Raw genomic sequence first — 23,664 nt, forward strand, 5'->3', positions numbered from 1 at the left:
GCCGCCCTTTGTTACTGGCTGCCAGCAGCGTGCTTCGGAACGGCGAGCACCGCAAGCGCCGCTGCGAGGCCCGCGCCCGCAAAGGCGTAGAAATTCCACGGCAGCGGCGCACCCGCTTGTGCCAGCGCGCCGCCGATCAACGGTCCGGCGATTGCGCCGAAGCGCCCGATGCCTAGCGCCCAGCCAATGCCCGTCGCCCGGTTACGGGGCGGATAGTAGCGCGTGATATACGCGCCAAGCAGCATCGTGTTCCCGATCGTGCCCACCCCGGCAATACCCACGAGCACGTACGTTTGCAGCGTGCCATGGGCGAACGGCAGCGCGCACAGGCTGGCTGCCGCAAGCAGATAAAGCACGCTGACCACGGCCTTCGAACCGAGGCGGTCGGCTACTGCGCCGCCAAGCAGGGAGCCTAACGCCGCGGTCGAATTGAGCGTCACCAGCAATGCGAGGCTCGATCCGAGCGGGAAACCGGCCTTGCGCATCAGTTGCGGCAGCCAGGTGCTCAGTCCGTAGAGCAGGAGCAAGCCCATGAACATCGCGATCCAGAACGCCAGGGTGGCGCGCATGTTGGACGCGTCGAACAGCGCGCGAATCGGCGTGGCTTTCTCGGCGTTTGTAGCGTGCACGGCCTTCGCTCCCGCTTCGTTCTCGAGCGCCGAATGACGAACGCCGAGCGTTCGGGCGACGCTGCGCGCCTCCTCCATGCGGTTTCTCGCCAGCAGGAACTCCAGCGACTCCGGCAAATGGCGCGCCGTGAGCGCCACGAGGATGAGCGGCGCGGCGCCCACGCCGAACAGCAAGCGCCAGCCGTGCGTGGGCAACCAGTTCATCGCGAGCAGCGCGACCAGAATGCCGCCCAGCGAATATCCCGTGTAAATCAGGGCATAGTTGAAAGAACGGCGCCCAGGCGGCGAGTATTCGACGGTGAGCGCCGCGGCGGTCGGCACGACGCCGCCCAACCCAAGTCCGCCCACGATCCGCGCGACGACGAACCACGCTGGCGTGGGCGCGAGCGCGGCGGCCGCCATCATCGCGGAAAAGAGCGCCGCGCTGCCGAGCAGCATGCGGCGCCGACCGATTACGTCGCTGAGCGTACCCGCGCCCATTGCGCCGATCATCATGCCCGCCAGCGAGCAGCTGGCGATCGCGCCCAGCTGCAGCGCCGACAAGGACCAGTCGGTGCCATGCGTGAGCATGGGCAGCACAGCGCCGTAAATGGCGACGTCATAGCCTTCGGCAAGGATCATCGCCAGGCAGATCGCGACGACTCGCACCGTCACGCGAGTGGGTATCGCAACGGTCGCGGTATCGAGGCGGTGCCCGGCTTCGCTTTGCGCGCGATCCAGCGTGACCTCGGCGCGGCTCGATGACGACGTGTTCATGGCGCGTGCTCCCTTTTTTTGTGTGAATCCGGCGATCAAACCGCCATGCACAGGTACTTGATGACGAGATAGTCATCGATGCCGTAGTGCGACCCCTCCCTGCCCAGACCCGATTGCTTCACGCCGCCAAACGGCGCCACCTCGTTCGAGATCAAGCCGGTATTGATGCCCACCATGCCGTATTCGAGCTGCTCGGCCACGCGCCAGATGCGGCCGATATCGCGGCTGTAGAAGTAGGCAGCGAGTCCGAACTCCGTGTCGTTGGCGAGCTTCACCACCTCTTCGTCGCTCGAGAAGCGGAACAGCGGCGCGAGCGGGCCGAACGTCTCTTCTTTCGCCACATCCATTTGCGCGGTGACGCCGGTCAGCACGGTGGGCTCGAAAAAGCCATGACCGAGCGCGTGGCGCTTTCCGCCCGTGGCGAGCGTCGCGCCTTTGACCACCGCATCGGCGATATGCGCTTCGACCTTCCTGACCGCTGCCTCGTTGATGAGCGGTCCCAGCGTGACGCCGCCCTCCGTGCCGTGCCCGACCTTCAGCCCCTTCACGGCTGTCGCCAGCTTCGCGGCGAACGCGTCATAAACGCGCTCATGCACGTAGAAGCGATTCGTGCAGACGCACGTTTGGCCGTTGTTGCGGTACTTCGAGGCGATGGCGCCTTCCACCGCGGCGTCGAGATCGGCGTCGTCGAACACGATGAAAGGCGCGTTGCCGCCGAGTTCGAGCGTCACCTTTTTCACCGTGGGCGCGCTTTGCGCCATCAGCAATCGCCCCACCCCCGTCGAACCGGTAAACGACAGCTTGCGAACCACAGGACTACTGGTCATCGCGCCGCCAATCGCCTTGGGATCGCCGGTGACGATATTGAGCACGCCCCTGGGCACGCCGGCCCGCTCCGCCAGCACCGCGAGTGCGAGTGCGGAAAACGGCGTGGCTTCCGCGGGCTTCACGACGATCGGGCAGCCTGCCGCGAGCGCCGGGCCCACCTTGCGGGTGATCATCGCCGTGGGGAAATTCCACGGCGTGATGGCCGCGCAAACCCCGATCGGCTCCTTGATGACCACGAGCCGCTTGTCCAATGCAGGCGTGGCGAGCGTGTCGCCCGCCACACGCTTGCCTTCCTCGGCGAACCATTCGATGAACGACGCGCCGTAGGTGATTTCGCCTTTCGCTTCCGCGAGCGGCTTGCCCTGTTCCGCGGTGAGGATCAGCGCGAGATCGTCGGCATGCTCGATCATCAGTTCGTACCAGCGGCGCATCACGAACGCCCGCTCCTTGGCCGTGCGCGCTCGCCATGCTGGCCACGCGGCATTGGCCGCCTCGATGGCCCGCGCCGTTTCGGCCTCTCCCATCAAAGGAACGCTGCCGAGCGTCGCGCCCGTTGCCGGGTCGAACACGTCGAAACTCGCGCCCGAGTCCGCGGGGCACCATTGCCCGTCGATATAAGCTTGATGGCGCAACAGCGCCGCGTCCTTCAACAGGGTCTTCAATTCCACGTGACTTTCCTTCGATGCAAAAAATTCGGGTTGATGCCACGCTCCGCCAGAAGCAAATCGCTCCGGCAGAGCGCGCTAACAATCAGTACAGCCAGGCTCCGTTATCCCGCCTGACGCCACGACACATGCTCGTGCCCTTCCGCCAGCAGATTGCGGGCGATCTCGGCCACTCTGTCCACATGCGCGATCGCGGCCTCGCGTGCAGCGGCCGCGTTTCCGGCTTGAATGGCGCGGAGAATCCGGTGCATTTCATCGACGGCCTGGCGGCCGCGGTCGTCGGAAGCGATCGTCAGGGCTCTCAAGCGGTTGATGCGCGCCGTCAACGACTGCACGATTTCCCAGGCCACGCGCTTTTGACCGGCAACGAACATGCGCTCGTAGAAGGCCGTGGTGAGCGCCCTCACGGCCGGATGGTCCTGCGCTTCGAAGGCCGCCTGAATCCGATCGATGAAGGCAGCGAGATCCGCGACGGTGCGCTCGTCGGCATGCTGCGCGCACGCCATGGCGGCTTCGCCTTCGAGCAGCGCGCGTATTTCGTAGATCTCCGCCGCCGTCTCGAAGTCGAGCACGGCGACGATCGGCCCCTGGTTCGGAATCGAGTCGACCAGACCCTCCGTTTCCAGATGCCGCAAAACTTCCCGCACCACGGTGCGGCTCACGCCGAGAATCTCGCACAGCGAGCGCTCGACCAGCCGCTCGCCTGGATGAAAATGCGCCTCCAGAATGGCCGTGCGCATTTTTTCGAGTGCGAGTTCCCGCAACGTGGCCGTGGGGCGTTCGACCCGCAGCGATGGCAGTGCGTCATTCATGACAGCCGCCGTCACGCTTGCGCGAACAGGCGCACGTCGCGCGCGTCCCAGTCGACGAGCGCCTGCGTGCCGATCATGATGCCGCCGTCGTGGCGATGCGCCGCCGGCATGCGGATCGAGATCTCCTGCTGCCACGGCGTGGCCACCGCGTAGTGCATGGCGTCGCCGAGATAGGTGACGTCGCGCACGGTCACGGGCAAGCCTGTCGTGCCGTTTGCGCCTTGCAGCGCGCTGATGCGCATCTGCTCCGGGCGGATCATCAGCGTGCCGTCGTCGCCGGCGCTGAGTGCCGGATTGAAGGCGTCCGACGCGATCTCATGGCCGTTGGGGAACACGCCGTTCATGCGGCCTTCGCTATTCTTCGTCACCTTCACGGGCAGGAAATTCGAATTGCCGATGAAGCTCGCGACAAAGCGCGAAGCTGGGTTCGCGTAAAGCTCCTCGCCCGTGCCGACCTGCTCGATGCACCCTTTGTTGAACACGGCGATGCGGTCGGAAAGGCGCAGCGCTTCCTCCTGATCGTGCGTGACGTAGAGAATCGTCACGCCCGTCTCCTGGTGAATGCGGCGCAATTCGAGCTGGATTTCCTCGCGCAGCTTCTTGTCGAGCGCGGAGAGCGGTTCGTCCATCAGCAGCACGGGCGGATCGTAGGCCAGCGCGCGCGCAATGGCCACGCGTTGCTGTTGCCCGCCCGAAAGCTGCGCGGGCATGCGGTCGCGGCACTCGGACAGATGCACGAGCTTGAGCATCTTTTCCACTTTCGCCTTGACTTCGGCTTCGGGGCGACGGCGCACGCGCAGCGGAAACGCCACGTTCTCGCCCACCGTGAGATGCGGAAAGAGCGTATAGCGCTGAAACACCATGCCGATGTTGCGCTTGTTGGGCGCCACCGCCAGCAGTGGCTTGCCGTCGAGCAGCACGCGCCCTTCGGTGGGCTCCTGGAAGCCCGCGACGATATAGAGTGTCGTGCTCTTGCCCGAGCCCGATGGTCCGAGGAACGTCATGAATTCGCCCTTGCGCACATCGAGCGACACCTGGTCGATGGCGACGACGTCGTCGTAGGTCTTGCGCAGGCGCTGGATTTGCAGGAATGCAGTCATGGCTTGTTTACCTCGATTAGCGGCCGCGGCGCACTACGGCGCCCGCCAGCATCAATAACGTTGTCAACGCAACGAGCAGCGAAGACGCCGCGGCAACGACAGGCGTGAGGTCCTGGCGCAGCGTGGACCAGATCCGCACGGGCAGCGTCTGCAGCGTCGGGCTCGACATGAAGATGGACACGACCACCTCGTCCCACGAAGCGAGGAACGAAAAGATCGCCGCGGCGTAGAGACCGAGCCGGATGGCCGGCAACGTCACCTTCAGCTTCACCATGAACGGCGAGGCGCCGCAAATGAGCGCCGCGTCTTCCAGCGACGTGTCGAAGCTCACGAGCGAATTGCTGATCGAGATGATCGAGAACGGCAACGCGATGATCAGGTGGCCGATCACGAAACCCGTCATCGTGCCGTTCATTCCGATGCGCAGAACGAACGCGTAGAGCGCGACGGCGAGCACCACGACCGGCAGCACCATCGGCGTGATGAAGAAGGCCTGCACCGCGCTGCGCCCGCGAAACTTGCCGCGTACGAGCGCAAGCGAAGCGAGAAAGCCGATTGCGACGGAGAGCACCGTGACGATCACGGCGAGCTTCGCGCTCGTGAGCAGCGAGTCGATCCAGCCCGGATCGGTGAAGAGCTGCCGGTACCACTCGAGCGTCCAGCCCGGCGGCGGAAAGATGAGCCACTGCGAGTCGCCGAACGAGAGCGCGACGATAAAGACAATCGGCAGCAGGAGAAAGAGCGCGACGGCCCCGCCCACGGCCAGCAACATCCAGCGCAGCGCGCCCAGACGATCGAAATCGAGCAACATGTCAGCGCCCTCCGAGACTTGCGCGTGCATGGCGCGTGAAGCGCAGTTGCAGCGCATACAGCGAGAGCGTCACGGCGAGCAGCACGAAGGCGGCGGCGCCGGCGAGGCCCCAGTTCAAGAGTTCCTGCACGAGCTGTGCAATCAGTTCCGCGAGCATCATGTACGAGGGGCCTCCCAGCAGCGCGGGCGTGACGAAGTAGCCCAGCGCCATCACGAACACCATGAGCGCGCCCGAGGCGATGCCCGGCATGGCGAGCGGCACGAGAATGCGCCAGAAGGCCTGCCAGCGGCTCGCACCGCACACGGCGGCGGCGCGCAGCGTCGACGGGTCGATGCTGCGCAGCGTGGCGTGCAGCGGCATCACGAGAAACGGCAGCATGATGTAGGTCATGCCGATCGTCACGCCCGTGAGGTTGTTGACGAGCGAGAGCGGCTCGTGGATCACGCCAATCGCCATCAGCATGCGGTTGATCGGTCCCGTTTCCTGCAGCAACACCATCCACGCGAAGGTCCGTGCGAGCAGGTTGGTCCACATCGACAGCAGCAGGATCGCGAAGAACACGGCGCTGACCTTGCGCGGCGCGATGGCGAGCAGCCACGCCATCGGAAAGCCCACGAGCAGCGTGGCGAGCGTCACGACCGTCGCCACGAGAAACGTATTGCCGAACACGCGCAAATACGTGGTCGAGCCGAGCAGCTGCTGGTAGTTGTGGAGGCCCGGCGTCGGCTCCAGCACGCTGCGCAGCAGCAGCGAGAGCACCGGCAGCAGGAAGAAGATCACGAGCAGCAGCATGGCGGGCGCCAGCAGCCGCATGCTGCGCCAGTCGCGCCGTTTGCGCGTGGCCGCCGCGGCTGGGTGCGCGACGGTACTCAATACGTTGGGCATGATGTTTCCTTTTGAACCGGTCAGCGACGTCGGGTCTGGCTTACTTCGATTGCCACGCGTACCAGCGCTTCGCTATCGCATCGCGGTTCTCGGCCCAGTACTTCATGTCGAGGTTGATCTGCGATGCCTTGTATTGATCGGGCAGCGTCTTCGCCATGGCCGGCGACATCAGCGCGGCCGACTTCACGTTGATCGGCGCGTAACCCGTATCGGCCGCGAATTTGGCCTGGGCCTGCGGGCTCGTCGCCGCGGCGAGATACTTCATCGCCGCGTCGCGGTGCTTCGCGCCCTTCGGGATCACGAGCATGTCGGCGGCGGTGAGGTTCTGGTTCCACGAAATGCCGACGGGCACGCCGGTTTGCGCGAGCGCGTGCAGGCGGCCGTTCCAGAACATGCCGATCGGCGCCTCGCCCGAAGCGAGCAGCTGCTGCGACTGCGCGCCGCCGCTCCACCACACGATGTCGCTCTTGATCGTGTCGAGCTTCTTGAACGCGCGGTCGAGGTCGAGCGGATAGAGCTTGTCAGGCGCCACGCCGTCGGCGAGCAGCGCGATTTCGAGCACGCCCGGCGCCGACCACTTGTAGAACGTGCGCTTGCCGGGGAAGCGCTTGGTGTCGAAGAGATCCGCCCACGTTTGTGGCTGCGCAGCGGTGTATTTCGCCTTGTTGTAGCCAAGCACGAACGAGTAATAGAAGCTGCCCACCGCGTCCGGCGACGCAAAGCGCGGGTCCAGCTCATCCTTCTTCACCACCGAATAGTCGATCGGCTCGATCAGCCCGGCCTTCTGCGCGGCATAGGCGAAGTCGCCCTCCACGTCCACGACGTCCCAGCTCACGTTGCCGCTGTCGACCATCGCCTTGAGCTTGCCGTAGTCGGTCGGGCCGTCCATCAGCACGGTGATCCCGCTCGCCTGCGTGAACGGCTGCGCCCAATCCTTCTGCTGCGACGATTGCGTGGTGCCGCCCCAGCTCGTGAAGACGATGGGGTCCGCGGCCAGTGCCGGCGCGGCTGCGAGTGTCGCTGCGCACGCAACGAACAACGGCGCGATAAACGAGGTGCTTCTGCTGCTCATGGCTGTCTCCGGGGAAACGGTTGGTTGTCGCTTCGTCAGGCCGGCTGCGAGAAAATGCGCCGGCTTCATGGTTGTGATCTGTGTCGTGCTGTCAATGCGCGAGGGCGAGCGACTGCACGGTGCCGGCTTCGCTGTCGCCCACGTAAATGCCGAACGCGTCCTGCTTGCGTTCGCGCACATAGCGTTCGAGCATCGAGCGCACGGCGTCGTCGCTCACTTCGTCCCAGGGAATCTGCGAGAGCGGCACGATGCGGATGCTGCTGTCGAGCCAGGGCGAGCCGTTGTGAATCACGCGGCCGCGGTAATAGATATGCTCGCCCGGGCCTTTGCCGCCGCCGTCTTCGAACACGGCGAACAGAAAGTCGAGATGCGCGCGCAGGCCGAGCTTCGCGAGCACGCCGCGCAGGCTCGCCGCGTCGCTTGCCGGTTCGAGCTTGACGCCCGTTGGCAACGCCACGCCATCGGGCGTGTCGATGAGCACGAGGCCGTCGCGGTGCTCGAGAATCGCGCCCACTTTCGCGCGCACACCGGCTGCGGCCAGCGCGTCCTGCGAGAGGCTGAAGTTCACGTACGCGCCGCGGCAGTAGCCAAGCGGCGTCGAACTCGTTTGCACGAAGTCCACCACGCGGCCGATCAGGATGATGTGGTCGCCCGCGTCCACGACTTCGTGCGTCGTGCAGTCGAAGCTCGCCGCCGCGCCGTCCATCACGGGCGCACCGGTTTTGCGCGTGCTCCAGGGCACTTGCGCAAACTTGTCCGCGGCCTTCGAAGCGAACACGCCCGAAACCGGCTGCTGGTCTTCGGCGAGCACGCTCACGGCGAAGCGGCGCGTTTGCGAGAACACCGCATAGCTCGACGCCGTCTTCGCGATGCACACCAGAATGAGCGGCGGGTCGAGCGACACCGAGGTGAACGAGTTGGCCGTGAAGCCGCGCGGCGACCCGTCAGGCTGGATCGTCGTGACGACGGTCACGCCCGTCACGAACGCGCCCAGTGCGCGGCGAAATTCGGCGACATCGAAAGCCGGTTGCGCGGGGCGGGCAGTCATCGGCTCAGCCATGGCGTTCTCCTGTGTTTGCGGCGGTATTGGCTGCGTGCGTCGCCGATGCTTCGGCGAGAAACGCGAGCAGGCTTGCGTTGACGCGTTCCGGGTCGGTGACGTTCATCATGTGGCGCGCGTTCGCAATGACTTCCGCGCGGGCGCGGGGCGCGACCGCCGCCATCGCGTGCGACATCTGCCCGCTCGAATTCGGATCGCACTCGCCGGTGAGGAAGAGCGCGGGCACCGCAAGCTTCGCGAGACGCCCCACGTGCGCGGCGTCGGAAGATGCGAAAAGACGGTAGGTGCGCGCGTAGCCCACGGGATCGACGGCAAGCAGCAGCGTACGCACCGCCTGCGCCGCCTGGGTCAGATGCCCCGGAATCGGGTCGCCGAACCAGCGCGAGAGCGTCGCGTCCACGCCGCTCACGGCAGGCGCGTCGCCGAGACTGGCCGCGCGCGTCATCACCGCTTCGCGCTGCGCCGGCGTGCGGTCGTAGACCGCGTTCAGCGCGACCACGCTCAACGTGCGCGGCGCATTGAGCAGCGCGAATTCGAGCGCGACGAGCGCGCCCATCGAATGCCCCACCACATGTGCGCGCTCGACCTGGATGGCGTCGAGCAGCGACTCGAGCTGCGCCGCGTATTCGTCGAGCGTGGGCTGGGCGCTCGGCAGCGCGCTCTCGCCGTGACCCAGCATGTCGTAGACGACGACGCGAAACGATTCGGACAACGCATCGATCTGCGGCGCCCACACGCTCTGGTTCATGCCCACGCCATGGATCAGCACCACGGTTTCGCACGCAGCGCTCGATCGCGGCGCGTACACGCTGTAGCACGTACCCGCGGTTTGACCGCGCTGAGCGCGCGAGACGGCACGTTCTGGGGCGAAATCAGACTTCATGGAATTCAGGCTCCATCCGACGATTCGGGCGATGGGGAAAGTCGCCGGAGATCGTGTTCGATGAGATTATGGTATGCCATCTTATGGCCCACAACAATGCATTGCGTATTATGGAATACCATGAGATCACCCGTGGGCGCGCTGGCATGGTTTAGGCGGCGCCCGATCGACCTGAATGAACAGACAAAAGAAAAGGCCGCCGGCGTGTGCCGGCGGCCTTTTTTAGACTGGCGAGCTAGCTAAGGCGTCAGGCGTCGCCGAGACCCTCGTTCTGCTGGGCGAGCGCCGAGAGCGCCAGTTCGGAGACCCGCTTGATATGCGCGAACGACGCCGCGGAGGCCGCTTCGCCGTCGCGCCGCTCGATCGCGTCGAGCAGCAGGTTCATCTCGCGGTTGGAGTCGCCGCCGCGCCCCGGCATCGCGATGGTCAAGGCGCGCAAGCGGTTGATGCGCGCGTTGAGCGTCTTGACGACCGTGAGCGACACCTGCTTGTTGGCGGCTTCGAACAGCGTTTCATAGAAGCGCTCGGTGTGCTCCACCACGCGCGGCAGGTCGCGCTTTTCGAACGCGTCCTCGATGATCGCGCGGATCGCGCGCAGCTGCTGCACGACTTCGGGCGTGGCGTTCTCGGCGCAGGCCCGGGCGGCGTTGGCTTCGAGCAACCCGCGCAACTCGTAGATCTCGCCCACTTGCGTGGGATCGAGCCGCGCCACGATCGGCCCTTGCCGCGCGACGATCTCGACCAGCCCTTCGGTCTCGAGATGCCGCAGCACCTCGCGCACCACCGTGCGGCTCACGCCAAGCTCGTCGCACAGCGTGCGTTCGACGAGCCGCGTGCCCGGCCGGAAATACCCCTGGACTATCGCGCCGCGCAGTTTGTCGAGCGTGAGTTCACGCAGGGTCTTGGCATTGCGGTCGATTTTGAGGTCTTGCATAGGCGGCAACAGGAAATGGACGAAAGCCCGCGCACAAGGGCGCGGACATGGAATGCCATATTATGACGCAACTGACGTCCAGCTTTCCGTCTGCCTGCGCTTTCGCCCCCGCTTTTACGACCAGCCGCACGGCCTGGTCAGCCCGCCAGCCCCTCGACGATCGTGACCTGCGCCACGCAATGCCCATCGCGCTTCGCCTTGGCCGCCTGATATTCCGGCGAGCGGTAGCAGTCGAGCGCCGTTTGCATGTCGGCGAACTGGATCACGACGTGTCGCGCGAACGACTCGCCTTCCAGCACCTGCGCTGCGCCGCCACGCGCGAGAAAGACGGCGCCGAACTTCTTGAACGCCAGCGGTGCGATGTCCGTGTAGTCCTTGTATTTCACGGGATCCAGCACGGTGACATGGGCGATCCAGTATGCAGTCATCTCTCCTCCTCTTTTTCATCGTCCGATTCACATAAAAAAAGCGGCAATCCCTTGGCAGACGGGGCTCGCCGCATGCCATCGGGTTAACACTCATGGCATGCCGTAACATGGTATACCAAAATGCTTCACACAATCAACGTACGAAGGAAGTTGCCATGAGCCTGATTCGCAAATCCATCCTCCATGTCGAGAACGTCTTCGTAGACGGCGACAAGGCCGCAGCGAAACCGCTGAAGATGATCGGCGCCGTCGCGGTGATCAAGAATCCGTGGGCGGGCCGCGGTTATGTGGAAGATCTCTCGCCCGAGATTCGCGCAATCGCGCCGCAACTGAGCGAGCACCTCACGAAGCTCATCATCGACGAAGCCGGTTCGGGCGAAGCGGTCGAAGCGTTCGGCAAGAGCGCCATCGTGGGCCTGTCGGGCGAACTGGAGCATGCATCCGCGCTCATCCACACGCTGCACTTCGGCAATATCTATCGTTCGGCTGTAGGCGCGAAGTCGTATCTCGCGTTCAACAACACGCGCGGCCCGGCCAACGCGCCGCTGCTCATCCCGATGATGGACAAGAACGACGAAGGCCGCCGCTCGCACTACCTCACGCTCCAGTTCTCGATTGCCGATGCGCCGGCTGCCGACGAACTCGTCATCGCCATTGGCGCCGCAACGGGTGGCCGTCCGCATCACCGCATTGGCGATCGCTACCAGGACCTCGCAGAGCTCGGAAATGACGTCAAGAACCCTGCAGCTGTCAAATAAGCGCGTCGCGCACTATCTGGAGCAGGGCTCGGGCGAATCGCTCGTCCTGATTCACGGCGTGGGCATGCAGGCGAGCGCGTGGTATCCGCAGATCGAAGACCTCTCGGCCGAATTCCGCGTGATCTCGGTCGACATGCCGGGCCACGGTCGAAGCGATGCGCTCGAGGCGGGCGCCGGCTTGCCGCAGTTCGTTGAGTGGGCGACGCGTTTCATCGAAGCGCTGAATGTCGGCCCCGTCAATCTGGCGGGACACTCGATGGGTTCGCTGATCGCGGCCGGCGTCGCGGTCACGCGTCCCGATCGGGTCAAGCGTGTGGCAGTCCTGAACGGTGTGTACCGGCGCACCGGGCAGGCGCGCGAAGCCGTGCTGCAGCGTGCCGCCGAGCTGCGCTCGGGCACCATTGACGTGGATACGCCGCTGCGGCGCTGGTTCAACGCTGAGGAAGCGCAGCAAGTCGCGGCGCGAAAGGTCGAGTCGTGGCTGAAGTCGGTGAACCTCGCGGGCTATGCCACGGCCTATACGGCGTTTGCGGGCGGCGACGAAGTATATGCCGACGGCTGGCACACGATTCGCTGCCCTGCCCTCGTCCTGACCGGCTCCGACGATCCGAACTCGACGCCGGAGATGGCAAGGCAGATGGCGCAAGCCGCGCACAACGGCACGGCCGTGGTGATCGAAAACGAGCGCCACATGGTGAACCTCACCGCGCCTGACGAAGTCAATCGCGCGCTGCGGGCCTGGTTGCAAACGGAGCCGCAGGCCGAAAACCACGAAGTGGAAGTGTGAAATGAGCCAAGACACGAGCCAGGTAGTTAACCCGGAAGCAGCGAAGATCAACACGCGCGAGCTGCGCGACGCGTTCGGCGCGTTCATGACGGGCGTGACGATCGTGACGACCGCGACGGACGACGGCAAGCCGCTCGGCTTCACCGCCAATTCGTTTTCGTCCGTATCGCTCGACCCCGCTCTGCTGCTGGTGAGCATTGCGAAGACGTCGGGCAATTACCAGACGTTTTCCACCGCGGGCCACTTCGCCATCAACATCCTCGCGGAAGGCCAAAAAGAGTTGTCCAACACGTTCGCGCGGCCGAGCGACGACCGCTTCGCCAACGTGAACTGGCAATTGAGCGCCAACCGCAACCCGCTCATCAGCGATGTGAGCGCCTGGTTCGACTGCACGACACACGCCGTGATCGACGCGGGCGACCACGCGCTCATCGTCGGCCGGGTCGAGGCGTTTCATTCTGCGGGCTTCGCGGGCCTCGGCTACTACCGGGGCGGCTATTTCACGCCGGCCAAGGTATCGGCGGAAGTCATCGCGGGTCCGAAGGTCATCGTGAGCGCGATCATCGCGCGCGAGGACAAGGTGCTCCTCGTGAAGACCGCCGACGGCAAATGGGGACTGCCTTCGAAGGAGATCGGCAAGGAAGGCGCCGACAAGGCGCTCGCCGAAATCTTCACGAAGTACCAGCCCGACGCATCGGCAAGCTTCATTTATTCGGTCTACAACAATACCGAAACCCAATACCAGTACATCTCGTTCCTGTGCAGCGCGCCGGACGAACTCGCCGCCGCAGGCGACGCCTCGGCCCAATTCGTCAGCCTGGAAGACGTGCAAACGCAAGCGTTCCAGGACGGCGCACTCGCCAGCATGCTCCAGCGCTACCGCAAGGAAAGCGAATTGAAGAGCTACGGGATGTACTTCGGCGACCATAGCAACGGCACAGTCCGCCCGCTTCATTCCTGAAAGGTTCCATCATGCGATTTTCGCTTTTCGTTCACATGGAGCGCGTCTCCGACCAGACCAGTCAAAAGCAGCTGTATGACGAAATGGTCGAACTGTGCCAGATCGCCGATCGCGGCGGCATGCACGCCGTCTGGACCGGCGAGCACCACGGCATGGACTTCACGATCGCGCCGAATCCGTTCCTCAACCTCGTAGACCTCGCCAACAAGACCAAGCACGTGAGGCTCGGCACGGGCACGGTCATTGCACCGTTCTGGCATCCGATCAAGCTCGCCGGCGAAGCCGCGATGACCGACATCATCACGAATGGCCGTCTGGATCTGGGCATCGCGCGAGGCGCGTACTCGTTCGAATACGAACGCCTGATGCCGGGGCTCGATGCGTGGGGCGCTGGCCAGCGCATGCGCGAACTCATTCCGGCCGTGAAAAAGCTGTGGGAAGGCGATTACGCGCACGAAGGCGAATTCTGGAAATTCCCCTCGACCACGTCGTCGCCGCTGCCGCTGCAGCGCCCGCATCCGCCGATCTGGGTGGCCGCGCGCGACCCGAACAGCCACGAATTCGCCGTGTCCAACGGTTGCAACGTGCAGGTCACGCCGCTGCATTTCGGCGACGAAGAGGTCGAGAAGCTCGTCGGCCACTTCAACGCCGCTTGCGAGAAGTTCAGCAACGTGCCGCGCCCGCAGATCATGCTGCTGCGCCACACGTATGTGGCGAGCAGCGAAGACGACGCGCAGATCGCGGCCGACGAGGTGAACACGTTCTACAACTACTTCGGCGCGTGGTTCAAGAACGAGCGGCCCGTGAGCCGCGGCATGATCAAGCCGCTCACGAAGGAAGAGATGGCCGCTCACCCGTTCTACACGCCCGAGGCGATGCGCAGGAACAACGTCATCGGCACGCCCGAGGAAGTGATCGGGCGCTTGCGGGCCTACGAGAAACTCGGCTTCGACGAGTACTCGTTCTGGATCGATACGGGCATGAGCTTCGAGCGCAAGAAGGCGTCGCTCGAGCGCATGATCAACGACGTCATGCCTGCATTCAGGTAAGGGGCGGATTCCATGGATTTTCATTTTCAGCTGTATATCGACGGCCAGTTCGAACCGGGCGCCGCGACGTTCGACAGCGTGAACCCGGCCACGGGCAACGTGTGGGCGCAAATGCCCGAAGCGCGCACGGAGCAGGTCAACCGTGCCGTCGAGGCGGCCAACCGCGCGCTGACCGATCCCGCGTGGGCCGGCCTCACCGCCTCGGCGCGCGGCAAGCTGCTGCACAAGTTGGCCGGGCTCGTCGAAAAGGCTGCGCCGCGACTCGCTGAAATTGAAACGAACGACACCGGCAAGATCATTCGCGAGACGTCGAGCCAGATCGCTTATGTGGCCGAGTACTACCGCTACTACGCCGGGATCGCCGACAAGATCGAAGGCAGCCACATTCCCGTCGACAAGCCGGACATGCAGGTGTGGCTCGAACGGCAGCCCGTCGGCGTGGTCGCGGCCATCGTCCCATGGAATAGCCAGTTGTTCCTTTCCGCCGTGAAGGTCGGGCCGGCGCTCGCCGCCGGTTGCACGGTCGTGCTGAAGGCTTCCGAAGAGGCGCCCGGCCCGCTGCTCGAATTCGCGAGGCTCGTGCACGAGGCAGGATTTCCGCCGGGCGTCGTCAACGTGATCACCGGCTTCGGGCCGGAATGCGGCGCGGTGCTGAGCAGCCATCCCAAGGTGGACAAAGTGGCCTTTACGGGCGGCCCTGAAACCGCGCGGCATATCGTCAGGAACACGTCGAACAATCTGGCCAAAGTCTCGCTGGAACTGGGCGGCAAGTCGCCTTTCATCGTGTTCGCCGATACCGATATCCAGAGCGCGGTGAATGCGCAAGTCGCAGCAATTTTCGCGGCAAGCGGCCAAAGCTGCGTGGCGGGCTCGCGTCTTTTGATCGAAGCGTCCGTCAAGGATGCGTTCCTCGCGCTGCTCGTGGAGCGCGTCTCGCGCATTCGCGTGGGCTCGCCCAACGAGATGACGACGGAATACGGGCCGCTCTGCACCGAAAGACAACTGCGCAACATCGAAAAGATCGTCGCGAGTTCCGTGAACCAGGGGGCCAAGGTGCTCGCCGGCGGCAAGGCGCTGGAGCGCGACGGCTACTACTACGCGCCGACGATTCTGGACTGCACGGGCGTGAGCAACGCGGACAGCATCACGACGGAGTTGTTCGGCCCGGTGCTTTCGGTGGATACGTTCTCTTCCGAACAGGAAGCGATCGAGAAGGCGAACAGCACCGCCTACGGACTCGCCGCGGGCATCTTCACCACCAACCTCACCCGCGCGCATCGCGTTTCGCGGCGCGTGCGCTCGGGAATCGTCTGGATCAACACCTATCGGGCGGTGTCGCCGCTCGTGCCGTTCGGCGGGTTCGGGCTCTCCGGGCACGGCCGCGAGGGCGGCATGGCTGCCGCGCTCGAATACACGACGACGAAGTCCGTGTGGCTGCGCACTTCGGACGAGCCGATCAGCGATCCGTTCGTGATGCGCTGATCCGTTCCCTGCTGTACCGATTCAAAGCCGCTTCAAAGCCGTTCAAGGCGATGCCGCGCCACCTTCGTGGCGCGGCTCGGCCTGTGCAATAAAGATGGAGACACTATGAAAGACCCGGCGAACGACAACAGCGTTCTCACCATTGAAAGCAACTCGATCGAGTATGTCGCTCCCGAGAATCGGCATGGCAAGCCAGTCGATCTGTTCACGTTGTGGTTCTGCACGAATGTCGCGCCGCTCGCGGTGATATCGGGCGCGACTTCGGTCCTGGTCTTTCACCTCGACGTGATGAGCGCGGTTCTCGCCATCGTCGCCGGGCAATTCTTCGGCGCCTTTTTCCACGCCCTCACCTCTGCGCAAGGCCCGCTCGTCGGCGTGCCGCAGATGATTCAAAGCCGCGCGCAATTCGGCCGCTATGGCTCGCTGCTCGTGGTCAGTTTCACCACGCTGATCTATCTCGGCTTCTTCGTCTCGAACATCATCCTCGCGGGCAAGACGCTCCACACCGCCGCGCCTGCGGTGCCCGTTCCGGTGGGCACCGTGCTCGGCGCGATTCTCGCGACGCTCGTCGGCGTGATCGGCTACCACTTCATCCACCGCTTCAACAAGGTGGGCGCGTGGTTCATGGGCGGCGCGCTGCTGATCGGCATGATCATGATGGCGCCCGGCCTCAACGCTGAAATCTTGCAGCAGGGCCATTTCGACGTTTCGAACTGGTTCGCGATGTTCGGGCTTTGCGCCGTCTGGCAAATCAGCTTCGCGCCTTACACGTCCGATTATTCGCGCTACCTGCCAACCTCGGCGGGCTTTGCGAAGACCTTCGCGTTCACGTATTTCGGCACCTCGCTCGGCACGATCTTCGCGTTTCTCTTTGGCGTGCTCGCGGTCAGCACCGGTCACTCCACCGACGCCATGCAAGCCATCCGCACGCAAACGGGCGTGTTCGGCTATGTGCTGATCTTCCTCTTTCTGGTCAATATCATTGGCCACAACGGCATGAATCTGTATGGCGGGGTGTTGTCCTTCATTACCGCCGCGCAGACCTTCCGTCCCGACTGGGTGCCGGGCCGCACCGTGCGCATCGTCTTTTCAACGGTCCTGCTGGTCGCCTCTACCATCACTGCGTTGTGGGCCTCCAGCAACTTCATCGCGATCTTCCTGACGGCGATCTTCGCCATGCGCATTGTGCTCGCGCCGTGGGTAGCGATCAATCTGGTCGACTTCTATCTGATCAACCACCGGCGCTATCGCGTCGCGGAAATCGTGAGCAGCCACGGCGGCGTGTACGGGTCCTTCAATTTCAAGGCCATCGCCGTTTACCTCTTCGGTATTGCGGTGCAGGTGCCGTTCATGGCAGAGAGCTTTTTCCACGGCCCGCTGGCCTCGATCGTCGGCGGTGCCGATGTTTCGTGGATGGTCGGCCTCGTCGCGACTGCACTGACCTACTACGTGTTCGCTTCGAAGGACGGTTCGCGTTCGTCCCGGCGTTCGCCGGCAGGGGCTGCGGTTTCCGAGTGAAGTGGGCCGCGGATTCGCAAAACGAAAAGGAAGAGCCGCGGCTCTTCCTGTCTCCCTGCGCGTGACCCACACCCATCAGTCGTAAAGCACCGCCGCGATCTTCGGGTCGCTCATATTGGTCTTGTCGTACCAGTAAAAGCCCGTGTCGATCTTCTTGGGCAGCGTTTCGCCCTTCAACGCCTTCGCCGCGGAATCGACGACGCACTTGCCGATGCCGACTGGGTTCTGCGTAATCGCGCCCGCCATCAGGCCGGACATGATGGCCTCCTTTTGCTCCTTGCCCGAGTCGAAGCCGATCAGCACCAGTTTCTTGCCCGACTCCTTCACGCCGATCGCCGCGCCTTCCGCCGAGCCTTCATTGGCGCCGAAAATGCCCTTGAGGTTCGGGTTCGCCTGAATCATGGCCTTGGCGATTTCCGCCGACTTCAGGTGGTCGCCCGCGCCGTACTGCACGGAAACGATCTTGATGCCCGGGTGCTTCGTCTTCATCTCGTTGAGGAAGCCGTCGCGCCGGTCGATACCCGTGCGGCTCGTCTGGTCATGCACGATCACGGCGACTTCGCCGGAATTGCCGATCATCTCCGCCATCTTGTCGGCGGCGAGCGCGGCGGCGGCGAGGTTGTCCGTGGCACAGGTCGTGAGCGGAATATCGCTGTCGACGCCCGAGTCGAACGCGATCACAGGAATCTTGCTGGACTGCGCGCGTTTGAGCAGCGGAATGGCGGCCTTGCTGTCGAGCGCGGCGATGCCGAGCGCCTGTGGCTTCTTGGCAAGCGCCGCCGAAAGCATGTCGATCTGCTTGTCGACCATGGCCTCGGTTTCAGGGCCTTCGAACGTGATCCTGACGTTGTTCGCCTTCGCCGACTGTTCCGCGCCGGATTTCACGGCTTGCCAGAACTGATGCTGGAAGCCTTTTGAAATGATCGGAATGTAGGGTTCCTCAGCATACGTCACGCTGGACGCGCCGACGAGCGCGCCCACTCCGATTACGGCACTGATCAGTTTTCTTTTCAACATGACATTTCTCCTCCTAAGGTGGGCCATAGACCTCCAGCCGTTGAGGGAGCCTTGTTTTACTCCCCGTTCTTTCCGTGCTCCTTCCGTCTCCACTTAACTCTTTTTGCGGCGCAAGATATCCGCGTAAACCGCGAGGATGATGATGAGCCCCGTCACCACGATCTGCCATTCCTGCGCGACCGACATGATGCGCAGGCCGTTGGTCAGCACGCTCATGATGAATGCGCCGATGATGGTGCCGAGTATCGTGCCCGAGCCGCCGCTCAGCGACGTGCCGCCGATCACCACCGCCGCGATGGCTTCCAGCTCGTAGCCCTGGCCAAGCGCCGGTTGCGCCGAGTTCAGGCGCGAAGCGATCAAGAGCCCTGCAATGCCGCAAATTGCGCCGCCGAGGCCATAAATCGCGATCTTCCAGCGATCGACATTCACGCCGGAAAGGCGCACGGCCTCCTCATTGCTGCCGAGCGCGAACGTATAGCGCCCGAGCGCGGTGCGGTTCAGCGTGATCGAACTCACAATCGCGAGCACGAACAGAATCAGCACGGCGTTCGGAATGGGCACGCTGGGCAGGAAATAGCCGATCAGCGAGTCCTGCGAAATCATGTAGAAGTTTTCGGTGTCGGTGAAATAGATCGGCTTGTCGGAAGAGACGACGAGCGAGAGCCCCTTGAGCAGCAGCATCATGCCCAGCGTGGCGATGAACGGCGGGATTTTCATCTTCGCCGTGAGCGTGCCCGACACGGTTCCGCACACCGCCCCCGTGCCGATGGCGGCGAGCACGCCGATCCACATCGGCAAATGCCAATAGGTCAGAAATACGCCGCAAATCACGGCAGTAAAGGTCATCAAGGTGCCGACCGACAAATCGATGCCGCCCGTGATGATGACGAACGTGCTGGCAATGGCGAGCACGCCGTTCACGGCGGTTGCCTGCAGAATGCCGAGGATATTGTCCATCTGCATGAATGCGGGCGAAGCGAAGCTGAAAAAGATCAGCAGCAGGATCAGGCTGGCGAACGCGAGCATTTTCTGCAGCGCAGTGGGCGAGAAAATGCGCGCCTTCAAGCCGGACGACCGTTTCTGGTCGGCCAGCGCCGCAGCATCCGATTGCATAGTCATGGGTTCGACCTCTTGAGGCTCATGCTGCTTGCAGGGTTTCGCGCTGGGTCGCGAGATGCATGATGCGCTCCTGGGTCGCCTCGCTGGCGGAGAGTTCGCCAGTGATACGGCCTTCGCACATCACTACGATCCGGTCGCTCATACGCAGGATTTCCGGAAGTTCCGACGAGATCATCACGATCGCCTTGCCTTGCTCGGCCAGCGCGCGCAACAGCTTGTAGATCTCGCTTTTCGCGCCGACGTCGATGCCGCGCGTGGGCTCGTCGAAGAAAAGTACGTCGCAGTCGCGCTCCAGCCACTTCGCAATGACGATCTTCTGCTGGTTGCCGCCCGACAGCAGACGCACCGGCTGCGTGGCGGAAGGCGTGCGGATGGCGAGCAGACTGATGAAATGCGCCGCCGTCTTGCGGATCTGCATGCGGCGCAGAAACAGGTTCAGCGAGAGGAATTTGCCGAGATTGGACATCACGATATTCGATTCGACGTCCATGCCGGTCGCGAGACCAAAGCGCTTGCGGTCCTCGGAGAGATATCCGATGCTGTGCGAGACCGCGTCGCTCGGTGTTTTGATCGAGGCCTTCGCGCCTTTCACGAAGATGTCGCCGGATTCGACCGGGTCCGCGCCGAACACGGCGCGCGCGACCTCGGTGCGGCCCGCGCCCATGAGTCCCGCAAAGCCCAGTATTTCGCCTTTGCGCAACGTGAAGCTCACATCCCTCACGAGCGGGCCCGCGTTCAGATGCTTCACTTCGAGCGCGACTTCGCCCTGGTGCGCCGGACCCTGATACGGTGCGACATCGGCGAGCGTTCTGCCGACCATCATGCCGATGATGGCCTGCACGCTCGTATCGGCGGCGGCGACGGTGGCGACGTACTCGCCGTCACGCAGCACGGTGACGCGATCGGCAATCTGCTTGAGCTCATCCATCTTGTGCGAGATGTAGATGATCCCCACGCCGCGCTCTTTCAACTGGCGAATGATGCGGAAAAGCTCGGCGATTTCCGCGTCGTTGAGCGCGGACGTCGGCTCGTCCATGATGAGCACGCGCGAATCGAACGACAGGGCCTTGGCGATCTCGACCATCTGCTGGCTTGCGACCGTGAGCGAGCCGACCACGGTGCGCGGGTCGAGCTGCACGTGCATGCGGGCGAGAATCGCGCGTGCCTGCGCATTGAGTTTGTCTTCGTCGAGAAAGAGCCCGAGACGCCCGCGCGGCTCGCGGCCGATGAACATGTTCTGCGCGACGGTCAAATGATTCATCAGCTGGAGTTCCTGATGAATGATGCCGACGCCCACGGCCTGGGCCTCGCCCGGACTCGCGAACGCTACGGGTTGGCCATCGTAGAGAATGTCGCCCGAGTCGCGCGTATACACGCCCGCGAGAATCTTCATCAAGGTCGACTTGCCCGCGCCGTTCTCTCCCATCAGCGCGTGCACCTCGCCTGCCATGAGCTCGAATTGCACTTCGTGAAGCGCTCTCACGCCGGGGAAACTCTTGCTCAGCTTGTTGACGGAGATGAGCGGCGTCATGGCGCTGATCCGCGAAGAAAAGCCAGACACATTACCGGGGCCCCTTGATTGCGTGCGCGGCGTGGCTTGCAGCGCTGCACGGAGGTGGTTGGAGTACGGGCGTTGCTCGACGTAAGACGAAAGCGCTCAAGGTGCAAAAAGATCCGGCCGCTCTTTCGCGGACCGGCGCAATTCCTCGATCACCTGATCGAGATGGTCGTGCATCGCTTTTGCCGCTGCGTCGGCACGGCCGGCGCGAATGGCCTCGAAAATCCGTTCGTGCTCGTCGAGCGTGTGCACGAGACGCTCGGGACTTGCCAGCAATTGCCTCGCGCGGTCCAGCGCGTTGCGCGACACCGCGACGATCTCTTTCACGCGCGGCAGGTTCACCGCGTCGAGCAGGATTTCATGAAACGCCAGATCGAGCTCATGAAACACGAGACGCTGGCCATTCCCGGCGACCTTGCGCTGCTCGTCGAGATTGGCCGCCAGTGCGTCGATCGTGGCGCGGTCCTTCATGCGAGCGACACCGCGCACCGTTTCGACTTCGAGCGCGCTGCGAATGAACAGATGCTGGCGAATATCGTCGAGTGCGATCGGTTTGACGCGCGTGCCGCGCTGCGGCAAAACTTCGACGAGCCCCGCATGCGCGAGCTTCGCCAGCGCGGCGGAAACCGGAAAGCGCGACACGCCCATGCGTTCGCAGACCGCCATCTTGTCGATCATCATTCCGGGTTCCAGCGCGAGCGTCACGATCGCTTCTCTCAGCGCGTGCTCGACGGCATCGGTCAGGCTGCCGCGCTCGCCGCCCCTAATCTTTTGCAGTGCGACATAAGGATTGCCGGCGACACTCGCCACTTCGGATGAAGAGTTCACGGCGCGCTTGATTTTGAGAAGACATGCTAGCATGCTAGGTAGCAGATTCAGCGTTGTCAACGCGTGCAAACGCCTGGTTTTCCCCTACCCGAAAGCCGTCCCTTCCAGAGGGAGTTCGAATGACCACGATCAGCAGGCTGTCCGTTCGCGATATCCGCTTTCCCACTTCGCGTTCGCTCGACGGTTCCGACGCCATGAACGCCGCGCCGGACTACTCCGCGACTTACGTCACGCTCGAAACCGATTCTCCAGACAAAATCACGGGGCACGGGCTCACGTTCACCATCGGGCGCGGCAATGAAATCTGCGTGACGGCGGTCAACGCGCTGGCGCCGCTCATCGTCGGCAAGCGGCTCGAGGACATTACCGCGAACATGGGCGCTTTCTGGCGCGCATTCACTTCGGATAGCCAATTACGCTGGATCGGCCCTGACAAGGGCGCGATTCATCTGGCTACGGCGGCGGTCGTCAATGCGGTGTGGGACCTGTGGGCCAAATCGGTCGGCAAGCCCGTATGGAAACTGCTTGCGGACATGAGCCCCGAAGAACTCGTGCGCTGCCTCGATTTTCGTTACGTGACCGATGCGATCACGCCTTACGAAGCGTTGGCCATCCTGCACCGCCACGCGAAGACCAAGGGCGTGCGCGAAGCGGAAATGCTCGCGCAGGGCTATCCCGCCTATACGACCTCGGCTGGCTGGCTGGGCTACGACGACGACAAGATCCGGCGTCTTGCGCGGGAAGGCGTCGCGCTGGGCTGGACGCATTTCAAGCAGAAAGTGGGCGGCAATCTCGACGAAGACGTGCGGCGCGCACGCATACTGCGCGAGGAAATCGGCGAGAACCTGAAGCTGATGATGGACGCCAACCAGGTGTGGGACGTGGACGAAGCGGTGGCGAACATGCGGCGGCTCGCGGAGTTCGATCCGTGGTGGATCGAGGAGCCGACGAGCCCGGACGATATTCTCGGCCACGCGGAGATTCGCCGGCGTTTGGGGTCGATTGGGGTTGCCACGGGCGAGCATTGTCACAATCGTGTGATGTTCAAACAGTTGCTGCAGGCGCAGGCGATCGATTTTTGTCAGGTGGATGCCTGCCGGTTAGGTGGACTTAACGAAGTGATCGTCGTGTTGCTGATGGCGGCGAAGTTCGGTGTGCCCGTGTGTCCGCATGCGGGCGGCGTTGGGCTGTGCGAGTATGTGCAGCATATTTCTCTATTCGATTATTTGTGTGTTTCGGCTTCGCTCGAGAATCGCGTGCTCGAGTATGTTGATCATTTGCATGAGCATTTTGTTGATCCTGTTGTGATTCGGAACGGGCGGTATATGCCGCCTCAGAGGGCTGGGTATAGCATTGAGATGATTGCGGAGTCGCTCGATAGATTTCATTTCCCTGAGGGGGAGGCCTGGCGGGGTTAGGGGCCGCTTTGGGGTTTCCTTGTTTTCGCGTCGGTACGCAGGCGTTGCCCCTGTGCGGGGCGGCACCTCCTTTCTTTGCNGCGGTGTATGGACCGGAGACATGGGTAACAGGTGTGCGGGGACATGGGTAACACATGATCCGCTCATTCGGGCCGGTCCAGGTTGATGGTTCCGAGGTGATGATGCAGGAAAAACAGGTCATAGCGGTTGCCGCTTCCTGCGCTGGGGCGCACGGCAACCGGCAGCTTGTGCAGCGCATTTGAAACCTTGAAAGACCGGCACCGGAAACGTAGTTCTCCATTCCA

General features: G+C 63.5%; 22 protein-coding genes. 7 read left to right on the top strand and 15 right to left on the bottom strand.

Annotation, left to right across the window (positions count from 1 at the left end; genetic code table 11):
- Positions 1-11: 11 nt before the first annotated feature.
- The 11 genes from A3CW_RS0111515 to A3CW_RS0111565 form a co-directional block, all read right to left on the bottom strand.
- Entirely contained in the window at positions 12-1,385 is a 1,374-nt protein-coding gene (locus tag A3CW_RS0111515) for an MFS transporter (RefSeq protein WP_081771611.1), read from the bottom strand.
- Between the two features lie 35 nt (positions 1,386-1,420).
- Positions 1,421-2,881: an NAD-dependent succinate-semialdehyde dehydrogenase gene (locus A3CW_RS0111520; protein ID WP_028203707.1), complete on the bottom strand. Its 1,461-nt coding sequence runs from the start codon at positions 2,879-2,881 to the stop codon at positions 1,421-1,423.
- A gap of 101 nt (positions 2,882-2,982) precedes the next feature.
- The gene (locus tag A3CW_RS0111525) at positions 2,983-3,690 is read right to left on the bottom strand and encodes a GntR family transcriptional regulator (RefSeq protein WP_028203708.1); all 708 of its coding nucleotides are present in this window, start codon (positions 3,688-3,690) and stop codon (positions 2,983-2,985) included.
- Positions 3,691-3,701: 11 nt separating this feature from the next.
- Positions 3,702-4,790, bottom strand: coding sequence for an ABC transporter ATP-binding protein (locus A3CW_RS0111530; RefSeq protein ID WP_028203709.1), 1,089 nt, complete (start codon positions 4,788-4,790; stop codon positions 3,702-3,704).
- Positions 4,791-4,806: 16 nt separating this feature from the next.
- Complete coding sequence (locus A3CW_RS0111535; protein ID WP_028203710.1) at positions 4,807-5,601, bottom strand: ABC transporter permease; 795 nt, start codon at positions 5,599-5,601, stop codon at positions 4,807-4,809.
- Between the two features lies 1 nt (position 5,602).
- Positions 5,603-6,487 carry an ABC transporter permease gene (locus tag A3CW_RS0111540; RefSeq protein ID WP_028203711.1) on the bottom strand — a complete coding sequence of 295 codons (885 nt, stop codon included), beginning with the start codon at positions 6,485-6,487 and terminating at the stop codon, positions 5,603-5,605.
- 40 nt (positions 6,488-6,527) lie between these two features.
- The gene (locus A3CW_RS0111545) at positions 6,528-7,559 is read right to left on the bottom strand and encodes an ABC transporter substrate-binding protein (protein WP_028203712.1); all 1,032 of its coding nucleotides are present in this window, start codon (positions 7,557-7,559) and stop codon (positions 6,528-6,530) included.
- A gap of 91 nt (positions 7,560-7,650) precedes the next feature.
- A complete protein-coding gene (locus tag A3CW_RS0111550; protein WP_035512780.1) occupies positions 7,651-8,619 on the bottom strand; it encodes a flavin reductase family protein in 969 nt (322 codons plus the stop codon).
- Positions 8,612-9,502, bottom strand: a complete 891-nt coding sequence (locus tag A3CW_RS0111555; protein ID WP_028203714.1) for an alpha/beta fold hydrolase — start codon at positions 9,500-9,502, stop codon at positions 8,612-8,614. The genes A3CW_RS0111550 and A3CW_RS0111555 overlap by 8 nt, the downstream gene beginning before the upstream one ends.
- Before the next feature lie 247 nt (positions 9,503-9,749).
- Complete coding sequence (locus A3CW_RS0111560; RefSeq protein WP_028203715.1) at positions 9,750-10,436, bottom strand: GntR family transcriptional regulator; 687 nt, start codon at positions 10,434-10,436, stop codon at positions 9,750-9,752.
- A gap of 137 nt (positions 10,437-10,573) precedes the next feature.
- Positions 10,574-10,864: a DUF1330 domain-containing protein gene (locus tag A3CW_RS0111565; RefSeq protein ID WP_028203716.1), complete on the bottom strand. Its 291-nt coding sequence runs from the start codon at positions 10,862-10,864 to the stop codon at positions 10,574-10,576.
- Between the two features lie 155 nt (positions 10,865-11,019).
- Between A3CW_RS0111565 and A3CW_RS0111570 the strand changes: the two genes are divergently transcribed.
- The 6 genes from A3CW_RS0111570 to A3CW_RS0111595 all read left to right on the top strand — a co-directional run bounded on the left by A3CW_RS0111570 (position 11,020) and on the right by A3CW_RS0111595 (position 17,419).
- On the top strand, positions 11,020-11,622 hold the full coding sequence (locus tag A3CW_RS0111570) for an amino acid synthesis family protein (RefSeq protein ID WP_028203717.1): 603 nt from the start codon (positions 11,020-11,022) through the stop codon (positions 11,620-11,622).
- Positions 11,591-12,409 carry an alpha/beta fold hydrolase gene (locus tag A3CW_RS0111575; protein ID WP_028203718.1) on the top strand — a complete coding sequence of 273 codons (819 nt, stop codon included), beginning with the start codon at positions 11,591-11,593 and terminating at the stop codon, positions 12,407-12,409. The genes A3CW_RS0111570 and A3CW_RS0111575 overlap by 32 nt, the downstream gene beginning before the upstream one ends.
- A 1-nt stretch (position 12,410) precedes the next feature.
- Positions 12,411-13,370 (top strand): flavin reductase, encoded by a 960-nt coding sequence (locus A3CW_RS0111580; RefSeq protein ID WP_051481393.1) that lies wholly within the window; start codon positions 12,411-12,413, stop codon positions 13,368-13,370.
- A gap of 11 nt (positions 13,371-13,381) precedes the next feature.
- A complete protein-coding gene (locus A3CW_RS0111585; RefSeq protein ID WP_028203720.1) occupies positions 13,382-14,419 on the top strand; it encodes an LLM class flavin-dependent oxidoreductase in 1,038 nt (345 codons plus the stop codon).
- Positions 14,420-14,431: 12 nt separating this feature from the next.
- On the top strand, positions 14,432-15,901 hold the full coding sequence (locus A3CW_RS0111590; protein ID WP_028203721.1) for an aldehyde dehydrogenase: 1,470 nt from the start codon (positions 14,432-14,434) through the stop codon (positions 15,899-15,901).
- Between the two features lie 105 nt (positions 15,902-16,006).
- Positions 16,007-17,419, top strand: coding sequence for a purine-cytosine permease family protein (locus tag A3CW_RS0111595; RefSeq protein ID WP_028203722.1), 1,413 nt, complete (start codon positions 16,007-16,009; stop codon positions 17,417-17,419).
- A 75-nt stretch (positions 17,420-17,494) separates the two neighbouring features.
- On the opposite strand, the gene A3CW_RS0111600 is transcribed toward A3CW_RS0111595, so the two are convergent.
- From A3CW_RS0111600 to A3CW_RS0111615, 4 genes are all read right to left on the bottom strand, one after another.
- On the bottom strand, positions 17,495-18,436 hold the full coding sequence (locus tag A3CW_RS0111600) for an ABC transporter substrate-binding protein (RefSeq protein ID WP_028203723.1): 942 nt from the start codon (positions 18,434-18,436) through the stop codon (positions 17,495-17,497).
- 93 nt (positions 18,437-18,529) lie between these two features.
- Positions 18,530-19,555: an ABC transporter permease gene (locus tag A3CW_RS0111605; protein ID WP_028203724.1), complete on the bottom strand. Its 1,026-nt coding sequence runs from the start codon at positions 19,553-19,555 to the stop codon at positions 18,530-18,532.
- A 19-nt stretch (positions 19,556-19,574) separates the two neighbouring features.
- Complete coding sequence (locus A3CW_RS0111610) at positions 19,575-21,086, bottom strand: sugar ABC transporter ATP-binding protein (RefSeq protein ID WP_028203725.1); 1,512 nt, start codon at positions 21,084-21,086, stop codon at positions 19,575-19,577.
- A gap of 126 nt (positions 21,087-21,212) precedes the next feature.
- Positions 21,213-21,974: a GntR family transcriptional regulator gene (locus tag A3CW_RS0111615; protein WP_028203726.1), complete on the bottom strand. Its 762-nt coding sequence runs from the start codon at positions 21,972-21,974 to the stop codon at positions 21,213-21,215.
- An 86-nt stretch (positions 21,975-22,060) separates the two neighbouring features.
- On the opposite strand from A3CW_RS0111615, the gene A3CW_RS0111620 reads away from it, so the two are divergent.
- Entirely contained in the window at positions 22,061-23,359 is a 1,299-nt protein-coding gene (locus A3CW_RS0111620) for an L-fuconate dehydratase (RefSeq protein WP_028203727.1), read from the top strand.
- Positions 23,360-23,664 lie beyond the last annotated feature (305 nt).

Origin of the sequence: Paraburkholderia nodosa DSM 21604, from assembly GCF_000519185.1 — a bacterium.
Classification (GTDB): Bacteria; Pseudomonadota; Gammaproteobacteria; order Burkholderiales; family Burkholderiaceae; genus Paraburkholderia; species Paraburkholderia nodosa.

Excerpts from the sequence above, each read along its gene's own strand:
- A3CW_RS0111515 (WP_081771611.1), bottom strand. The coding sequence starts at position 1,385 with ATGAACACGTCGTCATCGAGCCGCGCCGAGGTCACGCTGGATCGCGCG.
- A3CW_RS0111525 (WP_028203708.1), bottom strand. The coding sequence starts at position 3,690 with ATGAATGACGCACTGCCATCGCTGCGGGTCGAACGCCCCACGGCCACG.
- A3CW_RS0111530 (WP_028203709.1), bottom strand. The coding sequence starts at position 4,790 with ATGACTGCATTCCTGCAAATCCAGCGCCTGCGCAAGACCTACGACGAC.
- A3CW_RS0111535 (WP_028203710.1), bottom strand. The coding sequence starts at position 5,601 with ATGTTGCTCGATTTCGATCGTCTGGGCGCGCTGCGCTGGATGTTGCTG.
- A3CW_RS0111540 (WP_028203711.1), bottom strand. The coding sequence starts at position 6,487 with ATGCCCAACGTATTGAGTACCGTCGCGCACCCAGCCGCGGCGGCCACG.
- A3CW_RS0111545 (WP_028203712.1), bottom strand. The coding sequence starts at position 7,559 with ATGAGCAGCAGAAGCACCTCGTTTATCGCGCCGTTGTTCGTTGCGTGC.
- A3CW_RS0111550 (WP_035512780.1), bottom strand. The coding sequence starts at position 8,619 with ATGGCTGAGCCGATGACTGCCCGCCCCGCGCAACCGGCTTTCGATGTC.
- A3CW_RS0111555 (WP_028203714.1), bottom strand. The coding sequence starts at position 9,502 with ATGAAGTCTGATTTCGCCCCAGAACGTGCCGTCTCGCGCGCTCAGCGC.
- A3CW_RS0111560 (WP_028203715.1), bottom strand. The coding sequence starts at position 10,436 with ATGCAAGACCTCAAAATCGACCGCAATGCCAAGACCCTGCGTGAACTC.
- A3CW_RS0111565 (WP_028203716.1), bottom strand. The coding sequence starts at position 10,864 with ATGACTGCATACTGGATCGCCCATGTCACCGTGCTGGATCCCGTGAAA.
- A3CW_RS0111570 (WP_028203717.1), top strand. The coding sequence starts at position 11,020 with ATGAGCCTGATTCGCAAATCCATCCTCCATGTCGAGAACGTCTTCGTA.
- A3CW_RS0111575 (WP_028203718.1), top strand. The coding sequence starts at position 11,591 with ATGACGTCAAGAACCCTGCAGCTGTCAAATAAGCGCGTCGCGCACTAT.
- A3CW_RS0111580 (WP_051481393.1), top strand. The coding sequence starts at position 12,411 with ATGAGCCAAGACACGAGCCAGGTAGTTAACCCGGAAGCAGCGAAGATC.
- A3CW_RS0111585 (WP_028203720.1), top strand. The coding sequence starts at position 13,382 with ATGCGATTTTCGCTTTTCGTTCACATGGAGCGCGTCTCCGACCAGACC.
- A3CW_RS0111590 (WP_028203721.1), top strand. The coding sequence starts at position 14,432 with ATGGATTTTCATTTTCAGCTGTATATCGACGGCCAGTTCGAACCGGGC.
- A3CW_RS0111595 (WP_028203722.1), top strand. The coding sequence starts at position 16,007 with ATGAAAGACCCGGCGAACGACAACAGCGTTCTCACCATTGAAAGCAAC.
- A3CW_RS0111600 (WP_028203723.1), bottom strand. The coding sequence starts at position 18,436 with ATGTTGAAAAGAAAACTGATCAGTGCCGTAATCGGAGTGGGCGCGCTC.
- A3CW_RS0111605 (WP_028203724.1), bottom strand. The coding sequence starts at position 19,555 with ATGACTATGCAATCGGATGCTGCGGCGCTGGCCGACCAGAAACGGTCG.
- A3CW_RS0111610 (WP_028203725.1), bottom strand. The coding sequence starts at position 21,086 with ATGACGCCGCTCATCTCCGTCAACAAGCTGAGCAAGAGTTTCCCCGGC.
- A3CW_RS0111615 (WP_028203726.1), bottom strand. The coding sequence starts at position 21,974 with ATGCTAGCATGTCTTCTCAAAATCAAGCGCGCCGTGAACTCTTCATCC.
- A3CW_RS0111620 (WP_028203727.1), top strand. The coding sequence starts at position 22,061 with ATGACCACGATCAGCAGGCTGTCCGTTCGCGATATCCGCTTTCCCACT.